At 61.7% G+C, this 15,607-nt stretch carries 14 protein-coding genes; 2 read left to right on the top strand and 12 right to left on the bottom strand.

The features are described from left to right. Window positions 1–202: 202 nt before the first annotated feature. On the top strand, window positions 203–2,533 hold the full coding sequence (locus JAB8_RS01935) for a TonB-dependent receptor (RefSeq protein ID WP_070288199.1): 2,331 nt from the start codon (window positions 203–205) through the stop codon (window positions 2,531–2,533). On the opposite strand, the gene mdcH is transcribed toward JAB8_RS01935, so the two are convergent. Genes mdcH through mdcA form a run of 9 tightly spaced genes read right to left on the bottom strand, consistent with a single transcriptional unit; the run spans window position 2,530 to window position 9,831 of the window. Continuing rightward, the gene (gene mdcH, locus JAB8_RS01930; protein WP_070288525.1) at window positions 2,530–3,468 is read right to left on the bottom strand and encodes a malonate decarboxylase subunit epsilon; all 939 of its coding nucleotides are present in this window, start codon (window positions 3,466–3,468) and stop codon (window positions 2,530–2,532) included. The genes JAB8_RS01935 and mdcH overlap by 4 nt on opposite strands. After that, window positions 3,465–4,073 (bottom strand): malonate decarboxylase holo-ACP synthase, encoded by a 609-nt coding sequence (locus JAB8_RS01925; protein ID WP_070288198.1) that lies wholly within the window; start codon window positions 4,071–4,073, stop codon window positions 3,465–3,467. Before JAB8_RS01925 ends, mdcH begins: the two co-directional genes overlap by 4 nt. Then, window positions 4,073–4,837 carry a malonate transporter subunit MadM gene (gene madM, locus JAB8_RS01920; RefSeq protein WP_070288197.1) on the bottom strand — a complete coding sequence of 255 codons (765 nt, stop codon included), beginning with the start codon at window positions 4,835–4,837 and terminating at the stop codon, window positions 4,073–4,075. The genes JAB8_RS01925 and madM overlap by 1 nt, the downstream gene beginning before the upstream one ends. Further along, entirely contained in the window at window positions 4,830–5,258 is a 429-nt protein-coding gene (gene madL / locus JAB8_RS01915) for a malonate transporter subunit MadL (RefSeq protein WP_070288196.1), read from the bottom strand. Before madL ends, madM begins: the two co-directional genes overlap by 8 nt. Before the next feature lie 54 nt (window positions 5,259–5,312). After that, window positions 5,313–6,125 (bottom strand): biotin-independent malonate decarboxylase subunit gamma, encoded by an 813-nt coding sequence (gene mdcE / locus JAB8_RS01910; RefSeq protein WP_070288195.1) that lies wholly within the window; start codon window positions 6,123–6,125, stop codon window positions 5,313–5,315. Next, the gene (locus JAB8_RS01905; RefSeq protein ID WP_070288194.1) at window positions 6,122–6,976 is read right to left on the bottom strand and encodes a biotin-independent malonate decarboxylase subunit beta; all 855 of its coding nucleotides are present in this window, start codon (window positions 6,974–6,976) and stop codon (window positions 6,122–6,124) included. The genes mdcE and JAB8_RS01905 overlap by 4 nt, the downstream gene beginning before the upstream one ends. Further along, window positions 6,973–7,281, bottom strand: coding sequence for a malonate decarboxylase subunit delta (locus JAB8_RS01900; protein WP_070288193.1), 309 nt, complete (start codon window positions 7,279–7,281; stop codon window positions 6,973–6,975). Before JAB8_RS01900 ends, JAB8_RS01905 begins: the two co-directional genes overlap by 4 nt. After that, a complete protein-coding gene (locus tag JAB8_RS01895; RefSeq protein ID WP_254679435.1) occupies window positions 7,268–8,134 on the bottom strand; it encodes a triphosphoribosyl-dephospho-CoA synthase in 867 nt (288 codons plus the stop codon). Before JAB8_RS01895 ends, JAB8_RS01900 begins: the two co-directional genes overlap by 14 nt. Before the next feature lie 20 nt (window positions 8,135–8,154). After that, window positions 8,155–9,831: a malonate decarboxylase subunit alpha gene (gene mdcA, locus JAB8_RS01890; protein WP_254679420.1), complete on the bottom strand. Its 1,677-nt coding sequence runs from the start codon at window positions 9,829–9,831 to the stop codon at window positions 8,155–8,157. 116 nt (window positions 9,832–9,947) lie between these two features. On the opposite strand from mdcA, the gene JAB8_RS01885 reads away from it, so the two are divergent. Beyond that, window positions 9,948–10,865 carry a LysR family transcriptional regulator gene (locus JAB8_RS01885; protein ID WP_070288192.1) on the top strand — a complete coding sequence of 306 codons (918 nt, stop codon included), beginning with the start codon at window positions 9,948–9,950 and terminating at the stop codon, window positions 10,863–10,865. Window positions 10,866–11,231: 366 nt separating this feature from the next. Here JAB8_RS01885 and JAB8_RS27970 read toward each other — a convergent pair whose 3' ends face one another. From JAB8_RS27970 to JAB8_RS01875, 3 genes are all read right to left on the bottom strand, one after another. Further along, on the bottom strand, window positions 11,232–11,969 hold the full coding sequence (locus JAB8_RS27970) for an HNH endonuclease (RefSeq protein ID WP_083287525.1): 738 nt from the start codon (window positions 11,967–11,969) through the stop codon (window positions 11,232–11,234). 7 nt (window positions 11,970–11,976) lie between these two features. Further along, window positions 11,977–13,233 (bottom strand): ATP-binding protein, encoded by a 1,257-nt coding sequence (locus tag JAB8_RS28490; protein ID WP_139142901.1) that lies wholly within the window; start codon window positions 13,231–13,233, stop codon window positions 11,977–11,979. 552 nt (window positions 13,234–13,785) lie between these two features. Next, entirely contained in the window at window positions 13,786–15,606 is a 1,821-nt protein-coding gene (locus tag JAB8_RS01875; protein ID WP_070288190.1) for a glycoside hydrolase family 15 protein, read from the bottom strand. Window position 15,607: the final 1 nt, after the last annotated feature.

Raw genomic sequence — 15,607 nt, 5'->3', positions numbered from 1 at the left:
AGCACTTTGCACCACAGTCGCCGGCACATGCCGGCCGTCTGCGCTGCGCGCTTGCCGTGCGCCAGACATCCCAAACCCTCAAATGCAGTTTACTTGCATTAGCATGGCGTGCCGGCTATTATTGCAACTCGATTGCATCTATACCATCGCGCTGCGCCTGCATCCCGCGCCAGCACCCCATTCCGCCTTTTTAGAGAGATCCATGCGCCATCACGTATTCGCAGCTGCCATGCTGTCCACCGCCCCACTCGCTTATGCGGCAGACGACGTCACCCTGCAAACCATCAAGGTCCGGGCAGACAAGCCTTCAAACATCGACAGCGTCGTTCTGGTCGAGAATACGCAAGCCCAGAACAGGACGCTGGGCGGCATGCTCGAGCATGTCTCGGGCGTGCAAAGCAGCGCCTTCGGGCCGAATGCGGGCGCACCGGTGATCCGCAGCCTGAGCGGCAGCCGCGTGCAGATCCTCGAAGACGGCCAGTCCATCCTCGGCATGAATGCGCTCAGCGGCGACATCGACATCCCGTTCGATCCCCTGTTTGCGCGCAGCGTCACCGTCAACAAATCATCCGATAGCGTGCGTTTCGGCGGCAATGCGATCGGCGGCAGCGTCGACGTCGATTCCGGCCTCGTTTCCCGCAAGATGGAGAGCACGCGGAAGGATGTGGAACTGGTGCTGCGCAAGGGCTTCAATGATGCGAACGCGCAAGGCTTGCGCGCGAACTTCAACGACGGGCAGCGCTTTTCGACGAATCTGCAGCTGTCATTCCAGAAGATCGGCCATTACGATATTCCCGGCAACAGCAAGGCAGGCGTGTGCAACAGCCAGCTGTTCCCCGCGAAGGGCGGCGTGAATACCTTTCTGGCCGACAGTTGCCAGAAGGAAGCGCGGATCCAGCAAGTCTACAACAAGGCGTCGCAGCCGTTTATCGACCAGTTCATGAAGGAAAATCCGGACTGGGCGGACGGCGATTTTTCCTTCTATACCAATCAGCCGACCTCCGTCTGGCAACGCAAGACCTACGTCAATCCGGCCAACCCCGCCTACGTGCCGGGCACGCCATCGATGACCCAGAACAAGATCAACAAGGACGTGACGCCCGATTACCACGGCACCCTGGGCAACAGCCACGCCAGCAATGCCCACTTTGGCGTCGGCAGCACCTACTTTTTCGATCGCGGCTACGTGGCCGTCAGCCTCGATTCGAAGGAAAGCGAATATGGCGTGCCGGGCTTTTCCATGGAAAACAAGTCGTTCGGGGCGAACTATGACGAGGGGCTGCCCGTCGGCGTGATCATCAAGCAGGATAAATATGCGCTGGAAGCGCATCTGCGCGACCCCGTCGCTTACATTGAAAGCGCACAACTGCGCGTGTCCCGCCTGAACAATACGTCGGGAGAACGCCTCGGTGCCGCCAAGGCGAATGACTACCGGTTTGACACGAATCAAGCCGAGCTCCTGCTGGCGCAGCGGCGCGCCGGTCCCTTGAGCGGCTTGCTTGGCCTCAGCTACAAGGCCAGGGATATCACCGGCAGCGGGACGCAGCTGTACCTGCCCGACGCAAGCACGCTCAGCCGCGCCCTGTTCGTCAAGCAAAACCTGGAATTCGACTGGGCCACCTTCGATGCGGGCTTTCGCCATGAAAACGTGGAGCACGATATCCGCAAGAGCGGATTCAGGACGTCGAGGAATGCGAGCAACTCCACACTCGACGACAAGTCGTTCAGCCTGAACAGCTACAGCCTGGGCGCTTCAACCAGGCTTGGCCAGCTGTTCGGCGCAAAGCTGCGCTACTCGGCGTCGGAAAGAGCGCCCGACGTCAATGAGTTGTATGCGAGCAACCGCCACTATTCGATCATGACCCAGGAAGAGGGAAACCAGGACTTGAAGGCCGAGCGCGCGAGGAATACGGAACTGACCGGTTTGTTCGCCAATCGCGGCTTCCAGCTGTCCGCGACGGGCTACGTCATGAAATACGAGAACTATCTCTACCTTGGCCATTCGGGCGCCCAGATGGCCAATCGCCTGCCATTAAAATACTGGAAGCAGACCGATACGACGGTCCGGGGATTCGAGATCGATGCCTCACAGACCGTTCAACTCGGCGCCTACGGCAAGCTGAACCTCTCCGCATTTGCTGACCTGGTCAAGAACAAGGCGGACTATCCCGACAAGCTGCGCGCGCACAATGACGGCGCCTACCTGCCCAACATGCCCACCAACCGCTACGGCGCCAATCTGCAGTGGGAAAACCAGGGCTGGAAGACGCGGTTGTCAGGCACCCGCTACGACAAGCAGAAGTACCTGGGCAAGAGCGTCAGCGAGGAAGTGCCGCTCGACGGCTACACCATGGTGAACTTCCAGGTAAGCCGCGCACTGCAGGTGCCGGATTCGCCGTTTGCCAGCGTCGAGGTGTTCATCAGCGGCAGCAACCTGCTCGATGTCGATGCCAGGCCGCACAACTCTCCACTGAAATACATCGCGCCCTTGCCGGGCCGTGGCTTCCAAGTTGGCCTGAGCGCCAGGCTTTAAGGCACGCTGCCGTTGCGCTCCCGCCCCACCAGCGCCAGCAGGTTGTCGCCCCGGTTGCCGTCGCAGCAGACGGCCACGCCATCCGTGAAGTCAGGCGCCGTCAGGCGCGTCAGCACGCTGCCGGGCGGCATTTCCAGCGCCAGCCGGGCGCCCCGTTCCCACGCCAGGCGCGCCGTGGCGGCCCATTGCACGCGCTGGGCCATGTTGGCGGCCAGGCTGTCGCGGATGCGGGCCGGGTCGAACAGCGCGCGCGCCGCACTGCTGCTCAGGTAGACGAGCGACGGCCGGCGCATGGCCACGCCGTCGAAAGCCGCGCGCAAGTCCAGCGCGGCGCCTTCCAGCAGCGGGCAGTGCGACGGCACGCTGACGGCCAGGCGCTTGGCCTTGCCGGCGCCGTGCGCCAGGGCCAGCGCCATCACGGCCTCCAAGGCAGGTTCGCTGCCGGCAATGGCGATCTGGCGCGGCGCATTCAGGTTGGCGATATACACGGGCGTGGCGGCGCCGTGCACCCGGGCCAGCAAGGGTTCGAGTTGCGCCAGATCCAGGCCGATGATGGCCGCCATGCCGTAACCGGTGGGATACGCCTGCTCCATCAACTGTCCGCGCAGCGCCACCAGGCGCACGGCATCGCCGTAATCGAGCGCGCCGGCGACGACGGCCGCCGCATACTCGCCGATGGAAAAGCCGGCCACCATGTCGGGCGGCGCCCCGCGCGCGCGCAAGGAGCGCGCCATGGCCACGCCCGCGATCAGCAAGCACAGTTGCACGGCCCGCGTCGACGCCAGCGCGCAAGCCGTGTCCAGCTTCAAGGGATCGTGGCCCAGCACTTCAGCCGCCTCGGCCAAGGTATCGGCCACCGCCGCGTCGTCGGGCAGCGCGTGCAGCATGCCCGGAGTCTGGGCGCCCTGGCCGGGAAAGGTAAACAGCACGCTCATGCCGGCTCCCATGGCGTGGCCGTCAGCACGGGACCGCGATCCGTCTTCAGCAAGACCCGGCCCCGCCCCGCCGCCCACTCGGCATACGCAAAGCCGCCATGGCCCGTGTCGATCTGCAGGTCCAGCCGGCACGCCGTGACCTTGGCGGCGATGGCGCGCAGGGCCTCGGCCTGCGCGGCGTCCGGCGGCGCGGCCATGCGCAGCACGAGATCGAGATCGCTGTCGGCCCGCAGCACGGGCAAGCCGCTGGCCAGGGCGAAACCCACGCCGCCCGTCGGGCCCCAGGCCCAGCCCGTGGCGTCGAGCAGCGGCGCCACCAGCCGCAATGCGTCCAGCGCGGCGCAGGAAAAATCAGGCAGCGGCATCCTCGCCACCGTTTCCGGCGTCACGCGGCGCACGACGGCGGCAACGTCCACTTCGCACGCCTGCCGCTCGCTGCGCAGCATGCCGCGCACACCGACGGGGATGCGCCCTGGCACGGTGCTGGCGCGCCGCACCACCAGCGGCGCGGCGGCCAGCCACGCGGCATCAAGCCAGGCGGGCAAGGATGCGCCGTCCGACAAGCCGGACACCCACAGCAAATCATGCGCGCGCCAGGCTTCCATCAGGCCACCACCGCCTTGACGGCAAAGAACAGCAGCGAAGGTCCCAGCAGACAGCCCAGGCCCGTGTGAAACGTGGCCACCAGCGCGCCATACGGCACCAGTTTGCGGTCGGTGGCGGCCAGGCCCGCCGACACGCCGCTGACGGTGCCGACCAGGCCGCCGAAGACCATCGCCGAACGGGGCGTTTTTAGACGCAGGAAGCGCGCCGCGACGGGCGTGCCCACCATCACGAGGATGGCCTTGATGAGGCCTGCCGCGATACTGAGGGCCATGACGTCCGAGCTGGCGCCGATGGCCGCGCCCGTGACGGGGCCTACGATGTAGGTGACGGCGCCGGCGCCGATGGTGGTCATGCTGACGGCGTCCGAATAGCCAAACGCGTAAGCGACGCCGGCGCCGACGAGAAACGGCAGCACCACGCCCAGCAGCAGCGCCACGAGGCCGATCAGGCCCGCCTTGCGCGCCTCGGTCGCCTGCACTTCGAAGGCGGTGGCGACGATGGCGAAGTCGCGCAGCATGGCGCCGCCCATCAGGCCGATGCCGCCGAACAGCGACAAATCGGCCAGGCCCTTGTGGCCGCCGCTATGCACGCCGCCCCAGTAAGCGAGCCCCAGGCCGATCACGATGGCGATGGCCGAGCCGTGCACGCGGCCGAAGGTCAGGTATTTCGACAGCGCCATCGAGACCAGCATGATCAGGCCGACAAAGGCGAAGGCCGTCACCAGGCCATTGTGGATGGCGGCTTTTTCAAAGAGCTCAAGCATGACGGTGCTCCTTCATCAACATCGAGTCGGCTTGCACGCGGTCAGCTTCAGCGGCAGCGATGGCAGCAGGGCTTTCCGAGCGGTTAATCAACGAAATCACGGCGCCGCAAACGAGCACGGAACCGATGGCGGCGAGGACGGCCACCGGCCCGCCGCGCAGCGCCGCGACCACGTCCTGCTGCGCCGCCATGGCCACCACCACGGGAATATACATGGCGCCCCAGTATTCGACGCCCCGCTCCGTCATCTGCGGCAGCCATGCGCGGCGCTGCATATAGAGCCGGGCGCAGATCAGCAGCAGCATGGCGATGCCCACCCCGCCCACGTTGGTCTTGACGCCCATCAGCTGCCCGAGCAGGTCGCCCAGGAAGATGCCGAGCAAATGGCACAGGGCCAGCAGTGCGGTTCCGTAAATGATCATGATTGTCTCCGTTATTGGAATAGGAATGACTTGCTGTCTTCTCTGTTATTTCACTTACCACTGCTGCCGTAGCACCTCCCTGACTTTTGCCGACGCCTGGCGCTGCGGCGCGCCCAGGCGGCTGGAAAGGTCCCTTTCCGGATCGGCGCGGATGTCGGCCAGGGCCGCCTGCAGGCAGGCATCGACGGCAGCCGTGTCCTGCGGCGAAGGATGGTCGGGCTGCGCCACCTGCAAGGTTTGCCACAGCAGGCCCAGGGTCGCGTAATTCTTGACGTCATAAGCCATCGGTGGAATCGTCGCGGCCAGCGCTTCGAGCGCTGCCACCGTGCGCAAGGTGATGCGCGCGGCCGAGGCCTTGCCCATCGCGTGCACCATCACTTGCGGATCGTCGAGCGCGATCAGGCGGTTGGACTGGTAGCCGTGCGCCAGGAACGCGCCCGACATGGCCTTGCCGACGATCAGGCCGATGACGGGATGGCCGGCCAGGCGCGCCTCGGCGTAAGCCCCCGCCGCGCCGGCCAGCGCCTGGTGGATGCCGTACGCCTCTTCGCGCCGGCCATACGCCTGGCTGGCCACGTCGATGACGGCAACAAACGGCCGCTTGACGGCCAAGTCGCGGTCTTCAACAACCACCTGCTGCACGGCGCGCGCCAGCTGCCACGCCTCGACCAGGCCGATTTCACCCGTGCGGGCGCGCATAAAACGGTTGTCCGGGTCGGGCAGCACGGCCAGATAGCGCGCCGGTGCGCCGGCCAGCGGCGCGTCGACCACGCGCACGGAAGGCGGATAGCCGTCCAGCGGCGCGGCGTTGTGCGTCAGGGCCGCCAGCCAGACGGCGCCGCGGCTCGTATCGGTGATGGCGTTCATGCTGCGGCTCCTTTGCTGTAGATCAAACGCACGGCTTCCGGCGTGGCTTGCACGGCCGCGTCGACATCGGCCAGGCGCGCCAGGTAGCTTTCCGCCTGGTCGCTGCGGTGCCGATCCGGCACGCCGCGCGCGAACAGCTCGGCCACCATGGCGCGCATCTGCGCCGTATCGTCTTCCACATAGGCGTCGGCCAGGCCGCTCTTAAAACGCTGTTCGCCGCCCGTCAGGCTCCATATAAATGGCTTGCTGCGCGAGTCGAATTCGTCCACGCCCGCCTCCTGCTCGATCACGGCGGGGCCATTGAGACCCAGTCGCGCTTCACGCGTCACTACTAAATAGCTGCACAAGCCCGCAGCGATCGACATGCCGCCGTAGCAGCCCACCGTGCCGGCCGTGATGCCGATGACGGGCTGGTAGCGGCGCAGGTCGACGATGGCGGCATGGATGTCGGCAATGGCCGCCAGGCCCAGGTTGGCTTCCTGCAGGCGCACGCCGCCCGTCTCGAACAGGATCACGGCGCGCGTCGGCACGCCCTGGCGGTTGTCGCGCGCCGCCAGTTCCAGCGCCCCGGCGATCTTCGCGCCGCCCACTTCGCCCATGCTGCCGCCCTGATAGGCGCCCTCGATGGCCAGCACCACGGCCGGCTGGCCGTCGAACAGGCCCTTGGCCACCACCACGCCGTCGTCCGCCTGGGCCGTGACGCCCTGCTGCGGCAGCCACGGCGACGCGATGCCGCAGAACGGGTCGAGCAGTTCGCGCATGCTGCCCGCATCCAGCAAGGCTTTAGCGCGGCTGCGCGCCCCCCGTTCGATGAAGCTGTCGCGCTCAAGCAGTTGTTGTAATGTGCTCATGCCGCCCTCCCCGCTTGCAATTCTTCGTAGGCTTGCTCGATGCGCATGCGCACCACGCCCGGCGTGGCGCCGCAATCGTTGATGACGATGGTCGCCGCCGGCAGCAGCTCGCCGCCGAACACGCGCAGCAAGAGCGCGTCCCAGACGGCGCCCTTGCCGTCGACGGACGTGTTGACGACGATGCGGGTCACGCCATCGTCGGCGGGCTGCAGCAGCACTTCCAGGTCGCCCGAACCGACGACGCCGGCCAGCGCGCGCCCCGATGCCGGCTGCCCGGCGGGGAATGTATAGTCACGCGTCTCCATGCGCTTCTCCTTCTTGTAATCTGTCCAGGAACAGGGTCGCCGCCAGCAGATCGGCCGCGCCGCCCGGCGACACGCCGCGCGCCAGCGCCGCCGCTTCCAGCGCCAGCAGCGCCTGCGTTCCGGCATTGGTAGCCGCGCCGCCGGCCGCCAGCACCCGCGCCGCTCCCGCCTGCAGGTCCAGCAAGGCCGCCTCGCCCCCGCGCGACAGCACGCAGGTGTCGTCCAGCTGGCTGATAATCGCCAGCAAGGCATTCAGGCGCGCTGTCGTCTCGTTGTCGCCGCGCGCCCGCGAGGCGCGCAGCTGCGCCAGTCCGGCACCCGTCACGAGGGGAAAGCCGGCGCGGGCCTGGCCGCGCGCCCCGTCCACTTGGTACTGGCGGCACGCCAGCTCGCCCTTGTTGCCGGTGGCGACAGGCGCGCCACGATCGTGCAAACGGGCCAGCGCGCCGGCCCGCGCCGCCACGGCGTGCGGCGCCAGCGACGCGCCGCGCGCGCCCAGCTGCGCCGCCGCCGTCGCCAGCAGGCCCAGCGCCCAGATGGCGCCCCGGTGCGTGTTCACGCCGCCCGTCGCTGCCAGCATCAACGCCTCGCCTTCGCGGCCGAGGGCGCCGATGCGCTGGCGCAGGCCATCGTCATCGCCGCTTTCCCAAGCCGCTTGGGCCATGGCGGCAAACACGGGTTCCAGCACGCAGGCAGAGTGGCACATCAGGGCCCAGTTCAAGTCCGCGTGGGCGCCCCGGCTGCGCAAATCGACCAGGCCCGGTTTCGGCGTCAGGGTCACTTCATCGAGCAGCGCCTGCAGCACCTGCCGCCCCAGCGCAAACGAGCGTTCCCGCACCGGCGTCATTGTCATCGTCGTCATCATCGTGCTCATTACCAGCTCCTGAATTTGGCGGGTGGTTGATACAGGCCGTCGGACCATTCGACCAGGTCGGCGATGCTTTTCGCGGCCAGCAGCGAGCGGTTCGCTGCGCCGCGCTGCACGCCGATATCCTCGGGCAGCGCGATCAGGCCGTCGGCGCGCAATGCCGCCGTCGTTTTCGGGTCGTGGCGCAGGCCGATGGGCGTCACGCCCGCGACCGCCGCCAGCATGGCCTTGCGCTCGTCGAGCGAACGGGCCTTGTACAGGTAGGCGATGCCTTCTTCCGTCAGCACGTGGGTGACGTCGTCGCCGTAGATCATCACGGGCGCGAGCGGCATGCCGCTGGCCTGGCCCACGGCGACGGCATCGAGCGATTCGACGATCGTCGGCTGGCCGCCGTCCTGGAACGTCTCGACCATCTGCACCACCAGCTTCCTGCCGCGCGCCAGCGGGTCGTCCGTCTCGATCAGGTCGAGCCAGGCCGGCGTCGGGTGGCGCCGGCCATGCGGGTCGTGGCCCATATTGGGCGCGCCGCCGAAGCCGGCCAGGCGGCCATTCGTCACGGTGGACGAATTGCCCAGGCCATCCATCTGCAAGGTGGCGCCGATGAACAGGTCGACCGCGTACTGGCCCGCCAGCTGGCACAGGGCGCGGTTCGAGCGCATCGAGCCGTCGCGGCCCGTGAAGAACACGTCGGGCCGCGCGGCCGCATAGCCTTCCATGCCCAGCTCCGCGCCGAAGCAATGCACGCTCTCGACCCAGCCCGTTTCGATGGCGGGGATCAGGGTGGGATGGGGGTTCAGCACCCAGTTGCGGCAAATCTTGCCCTTCAGACCCAGCTGCTCGCCATACGTGGGCAAAATCAGCTCGATGGCGGCCGTATTGAAACCGATGCCGTGATTGAGCGACTGCACCTGGTGTTTTTCATACACGCCGCGGATCGCCATCATGGCCATCAGCACGTGCACGGGCTTGATCACGCGCGGGTCGCGGGTAAACAGCGGTTCGATGAAGAACGGTTTGTCGGACTGCACGACGAAATCGATCCACGAGCCGGGCACGTCAACCCGGGGCAAGTCGCTGACGTCGTCCACGATCTGGTTCACCTGGGCGATGACGATGCCGTCGCGGAAGGCGGCCGATTCCACCAGGGTCGGCGTGTCCTCGGTGCTGGGGCCCGTGTACAGATTGCCCTGGCGGTCGGCCATGTAGCCGGCCACCATGACGACGTTGGGCGTGAGGTCGACGAACAGGCGCGCATACAGTTCGATATACGTGTGGATGGCGCCCACCTCGAGCAAGCCATCCTGCAGGAACTGGGCGATGCGCAGGCTTTGCGTGCCGGCAAACGAAAAATCGAGCTTGCGGGCGATGCCCCGTTCGAACAGGTCCAGGTGCTCGGGCAGGCTGACGCTGGGCATGATCAGGTGCAGATGGTGGATCTTGTCGGGGTTGACCTGGGTCAGCATGCGGGCGAGGAAGTCGGCCTGCTTCTGGTTATTGCCTTCGAGGACGACGCGGTCGCCCGGCGCGAGCAGCGCTTCGAGCACGGCGACCATGTCGCCCTGTTGCAGCACGGGGCCGCTCGCGTAGTCGCGCACGGCGTCGAGGCGGCGGCGTTTCTCGGTGCGCCGCGTGTCCCATTGTTTTTGCCGCTGCACTGGCGCTGCTGTGGCGGTTGACATCATGCCTCCGGAATGAGCTATCGAATCCAGACGATAGAACGAAAGCGCCAGCGCGACAATCAATCTGCTAGCATGTTCATTACTCTGAAGTTAATGAACTGCCGTTAAAAAGGGTAGGCATGGCCATCAACGAAGAAATTACCTTGAAAAAGCTGGAAGTTTTTCTCAGCTTCATGGAATTGAACAACCTGGCGCGGGTAGCCGATGCGCTGGGCCAGAGCACGGTCAGCGTGCACCGCGCCCTGCACTCGCTGGAAGACGGCTTGCGCTGCCCCCTGTTCAAGCGCGAGGGCCGCAGCCTGATCCCGCTGCATACGGCCTACACCTTTGCCGAGTCGGCGCGGCGCGCGCTGGCCGAATGCGAGGAAGGCGTGCGCAAGGTGCGCGAAATGTCGGGCATCAACCCCGTGCGCCTGAAGATCGGTTCGCTGTATTCATTGACCCTGCACTGCATCCCGCAGCTGGTGATCGCCCTGAAACTGCGCCGGCCGGGCCTGGACATCGACCTGACCCTGGGTTCGAACCGCGACCTGCTGCAAAGCCTGGCCGACGGCCGGCTGGACGCCATCATCATCGGCGTGCAGGAAGACGAACAGCATGCGGGCCTGGTGGCCGTGCCCCTGTTCCAAGACGACATCTTCCTGGCCGCGCCGCTCGCCTCGCCCTATGCGGGCGCGGCCTCGGTGGACTTGCAACAGTTGCGCGACGACAAATTCGTCACGCTCAACGAGGGATTCGTCACCTCGCAAAGCTTCAACCACGCATTCGAGCTGGCCGGCTTCGTGCCCGACACGGCCATGAGGGTGGGCGACATCTTCTCGCTGATCAACCTGGTGAGCGGCGGCATCGGCTACAGCCTGCTGCCAGGCAGAGTGCGCGCCTTCAGCTCGCGCATCGAACTGCTGCCCCTCGACGCGCGCTACGGCTCGCACCAGCAAATCACCCTGTTGATGCAGAGCAGCCGCGAGCGTGATCCCAATTTGCTGGCGCTGGCGGCGGAGTGCAGGTTGTATGGGCGCAGGGAGCCAGCCAAGTGAGTGGCAGAGCGAGGTCAAATCACGGGTGAAGGGTTTTGGAACTGCATACACCATAATTTCATCTGCATACTTAGGCGCGCACCTTAGCCCCCAAGCGAAGCAAGCATGGCAGTTGCCGTCCACCTCGCAGCCGGGAGGATCGCGCAGTGAATGAGCAACTTATTCGGTATAGTTACAGCCGAGGTCGTGTCAGAATACCGGAGCTGACGCTGTCGCCAATAGCATTCGCCCCTCCTTATGCGCTATTGTTGCAAGACACACCCTCTATGCAACACCTGTCCGCATGGTTGCTCGACCTCTAAACGAATCTATTTAACATCACATAAAATTAGTTAAAATTTCAAAAAATAACTTAAAATTTATCAATTACGGCCGACTGTAAATGGCGGACTTAATCTCACCTAGTAGATTTAAGAAATTTTTAGCATCTTTAGCTGCAAGCCCAATGGACATCGCACGTATCAACCTTTCATGAAGTGCCGATGTTATGGGATCAAGTCTATCTATCGCGTGCGCCATTTCAATTTCTGAAAAACTTAAATTTTTATACGTCGCCATTCCTTCAGCGGATCCAGGATTGGGGATATATTTTGCGAAACTAATATCTTCCGTACCTATTTGAAGGTAACGAAGATGACTGGAATATTTAAATCCAGAATCTAACGGATTTATGATTGATAACTTCTTATTTTTTACATACTTATCAACCCTTACTCCTTTCCATCTATTGCAATCGACACATGCCGGTATAAGATTAGCGAGTTTAAACGTAAGAGATGGATAAATACTTTTAGGTAATACGTGTTCAATATGCCAGCTGTAGCCATAGTGCCCAACAGGACGTCGGCAGTAAGAACATATTCGCCCATATTTTTCATAGATCTTCTTCTGCGCAACTTCGCGAATGAAATCATATGTTTTTCTTTCTGCCAAGGAAAACTTAAATGTTTGCGATGTACCATCACGCAGCTTCAATATTTTAGAGTTTTCCGGTGATGAGAAGGCCGACCATGCTTGGGTACCATTTATTGAACCCGATCGAATAAGCATCACCAACTTAGCGAGATGTCCAAGTTGGATCGAATCCACACATAAAGATTTCATATTTATCTTAACCTTTTAGAGACATCATAAGTCCATGCTCAATAAGTTCTAATGCCATATCTATTTGCTTTTTGACTTGATCGGATAGACCAACTGCCTCTCGAAGGTCGAGTAAAATTTTCTTGGCTTTTCGCTCATTTTCACCTCCAAAATCTTCTGTGGCGCTCAGAACGGCGTCGGCAATTTCCAAGCTGACCTCGCGTGCGTGATATGGAGCTGTCTGAAAGTAACGAAGTACAAGTTGATCATGACTGGCAACCTCAGCGAATGTATGGAATTCACATGTCACAGGAGCTGCACCAGGGCCTTCTTCACCAGGGACTTTGCCTTCAGCCCTTATATGACGCATGACAGCAACTTTATTAAGCTGACTTTGAGGATCATACCTAGCAGCCTCACTTATTACGATCGGCGCATGTGTTGCAATCACTGCGTGAAAACGTTTAAGTCCGGAAAGCAACGACATCAAAGTGCCGTGAAATCCCATCTGCCAATGAAGATGCAGGCTAATCTCTGGTTCATCGATGAGAAAAACTACACCTTCTTCCATCACGCTTAATATTTTTGCGAATAACAATGTTCGGTTCTGTTCTCCTGTACTGAGAAATCCAAAGAGAAGCAGTTGTTCACTTGGTAGTCGAACATAGAGATCAAAATCAATATTGAGTTCCAGATACCGTAAAAATACTCTTATTTGAGGAACCGTCAGGCGTTCGAATCGCCCCCCACCCTTGGAAATTCGATCAAGCATAGATAAGGATGTGGATGTTAGCAAGTCTGCACGTGCCTTGCCACGCGTAGTTTTTACATCAATACGCTCCTCAACTTCTCTTTTTAAATCTTTCCCAAGCGAGAAGGAGAAATCCATTTTTACAGTATTAGACAGTTTCTTAAGAAGGTTTCGATCACGCAACATAGCCTGAAGAATTAATCGACTTAATTGTCGATCAATCGCAGAATGAAATACTGCATTGGGTGCATTTTTCGCCCCCAGATAACGGACGTTACCAACATTTACAGTTCTGAATTTAAATTTATCATAAATGGAATTAGCGATGCAAGCCACCGGACGTAGAGGACGTGTGTGTTCAAGTTGCTCTGCCAATTTACCTAAGATGCTGCTTTTTCCAGTTCCATTATTACCGATTAGATAGGTTACTTTACCTTCGCGCATATACTTAGTTGCCAATTGAATCCGGCCCAATAAGTCTTGAACCAACTTATCCGATGCCTCCGTTGCATCCGTCTCGATTTTTCTGGCCATCTTGCTCTTCCTATTTAGCATATTAGTTTTAAATACTATATTTGCTAGATAAGAAATTTGCAATGATTAGTTGAACAAGAGAAGATTGATAGCACGAATTGGACACTTTCATAGCAATGGCCTGTGGGACATGTTCATGTCGCTCGGTTAATGTGTAGTGCCAAGACTCGGTCAGAGTAACGCTGCGGCATGGCCTTATAGTTCGATCTCAACTTCGTAATTTAGGTAGTGTGGGAAGGTCTATTGTAATCCTTGTTCGATCAACTGCTTTGGTACAATGCGTTTGTTTTTCAATAGTAGCGACATACAGCGCGACGACACGCACCTGTGTAAAACACGACCTTGGCACGGATCTGGGGGACGAGTGGAATCCTTGATGAAAGGATTCGAAACTGCATTCACAACTAATCTCGTCAGACTAGCTAGCAGGCTCTTTTAAATGGAATTTCCTAAAAAAATGCCGTGCAGGCTCACCTGAACGGCACTATCCTTCAGAGGGCTTTCCGTGTTAAGCCGATAAAGAAAACTTTCTCGCTGATATCAGTCACACGATCACACCGCACTATCCCAAGGCGCCGACAACCGCACGGCACAGTTAATCAAGCCCACCATCGAATACGTCTGCGGGAAATTGCCCCACATTTCGCCTGTCACCGGGTGCGTGTCTTCCGACAGCAGGCCCAGGTGGTTGCGCGCCAGCAGCATGGTTTCGAAGATCTTGCGCGCCTCGTCTTTCCTGCCGATGCGCGCCAGGGCGTCGATGCGCCAGAAGGTGCAGATGTTGAAGGCGGTCTCGGGTTTGCCGAAGTCGTCGGGGGCTTCATAGCGGCGCATGTAGGGGCCGTCGCACAGCGATGCTTCGAGCGCGTCGACTGTAGCGATGAAACGCGGGTCCATGGGGTCGATGAAGTTGACTTCCGCCATCAGCAGGACGGAGGCGTCGAGGTCGCGCCCGCCCAGGCTTTCGGCAAATGCCTGGCGTTCCTCGCTCCACGCTTCGCGCAGTAATCTTTCTCGGATCAGCACGGCGCGGCTGTTCCAGTGGTCGGCGCGGTCCGCCAAGCCCAGTTTATGGGCGACCTTGGCCAGGCGGTCGCAGGCGGCCCAGCTCATCAGCATGGACGATGTGTGGACGCGGGCCCGCGTGCGCAGCTCCCACATGCCCGCGTCCGGTTCCGCATGCAGCCGGAACGCCTGGTCGCCCACGGCTTCCAGCGCGGCAAACTCGGCCTTGCCGGCGCGGTGGAACAATCGGTGGTCAAGGAAGGCCTGCGCCGCGCCTAATACAATGTTGCCGTAGACGTCGTGCTGGAAGTGTTCCTGCGCCTGGTTGCCCACGCGCACGGGGCCGTTGCCCCGGTAGCCGGGCAAGTGGTCGAGTATCGATTCGGGCAACTGCTCTTCCAGGCCGATGCCGTACAGGGGCTGGATGTGGCCGCCTTTCGAGCGGGCGACGATATTCGTCAGCCAGCGCAGATATTCTTCCATCGTGCCCACTTCGGACAGGCTGTTCAATGCCCGCACGACGAAGAAGGCGTCGCGCAGCCAGCAATAGCGGTAATCCCAGTTGCGGCTGCTGCCCGGCGCTTCGGGGATGCTGGTGGTCATGGCGGCGATGATGGCGCCCGTGTCTTCATATAAAGACAGTTTCAAGGTGATGGCGGCGCGGATGACCACGTCCTGCCATTCCAGCGGCACGGCCAGGCGGCGCGTGTAGGTGCGCCAATAGTTAATCGTTTCCTTTTCGAAGATGCGCGCCGTCTCGTCGATGCCGCCGGCCAGCGTTTCATCGGGGCCCAGCAGGAAGTTGGCCGTGCCGCCCAGCACGAAATACGTTTCGCTCAGCACATAGTTCAGCGACACATCGGTGTTCAGGCGCAAAGTCTGTTCCGGTCCCACGTAGCGGATGTGGTGGCTGCCCTGCGTGATCTGCGGCGCCAGCCGGCCCCAGTCGTAGCGGGGGCGCAGCCGTACGCGGATGCGCACGGCGTGGTCGAGCGGGCGCACGCGGCGGATCAGCATCAGCGGGCGGAACATGCGGTCGCGGCTGAGGAAACGGGGCGCGAAATCCGTGATTTCCACGCCGCGCCCCTGCGTGTCGTACAGGCGCGTGCGCAGCACGGCCGTGTTTGGCTCGTAGAATTGCTCGCTGCGCGCAAAGTCCTCGATGTCGATGGCCCACACGCTGCCGTTTTCCGTGTCGTCCAGCAAGCGGTTGAAGACGGGATCGCCGTCGAAACGGGGCAGGCAGGACCAGACGACCTGCCCCGCCTGGTCGATCAGGGCGTTGAAGGCGCAATTGCCCACCACGCCGCAGTTCAGCGATGCTTGCGCGGACGGTTGGCTGGCGCGGGTGTCAAGGGATGTCGTCATG

This window comes from Janthinobacterium sp. HH106 (assembly GCF_001758725.1).
GTDB lineage: Bacteria > Pseudomonadota > Gammaproteobacteria > Burkholderiales > Burkholderiaceae_D > Janthinobacterium.
This window is presented reverse-complemented; position numbering and strand designations above follow the sequence as displayed.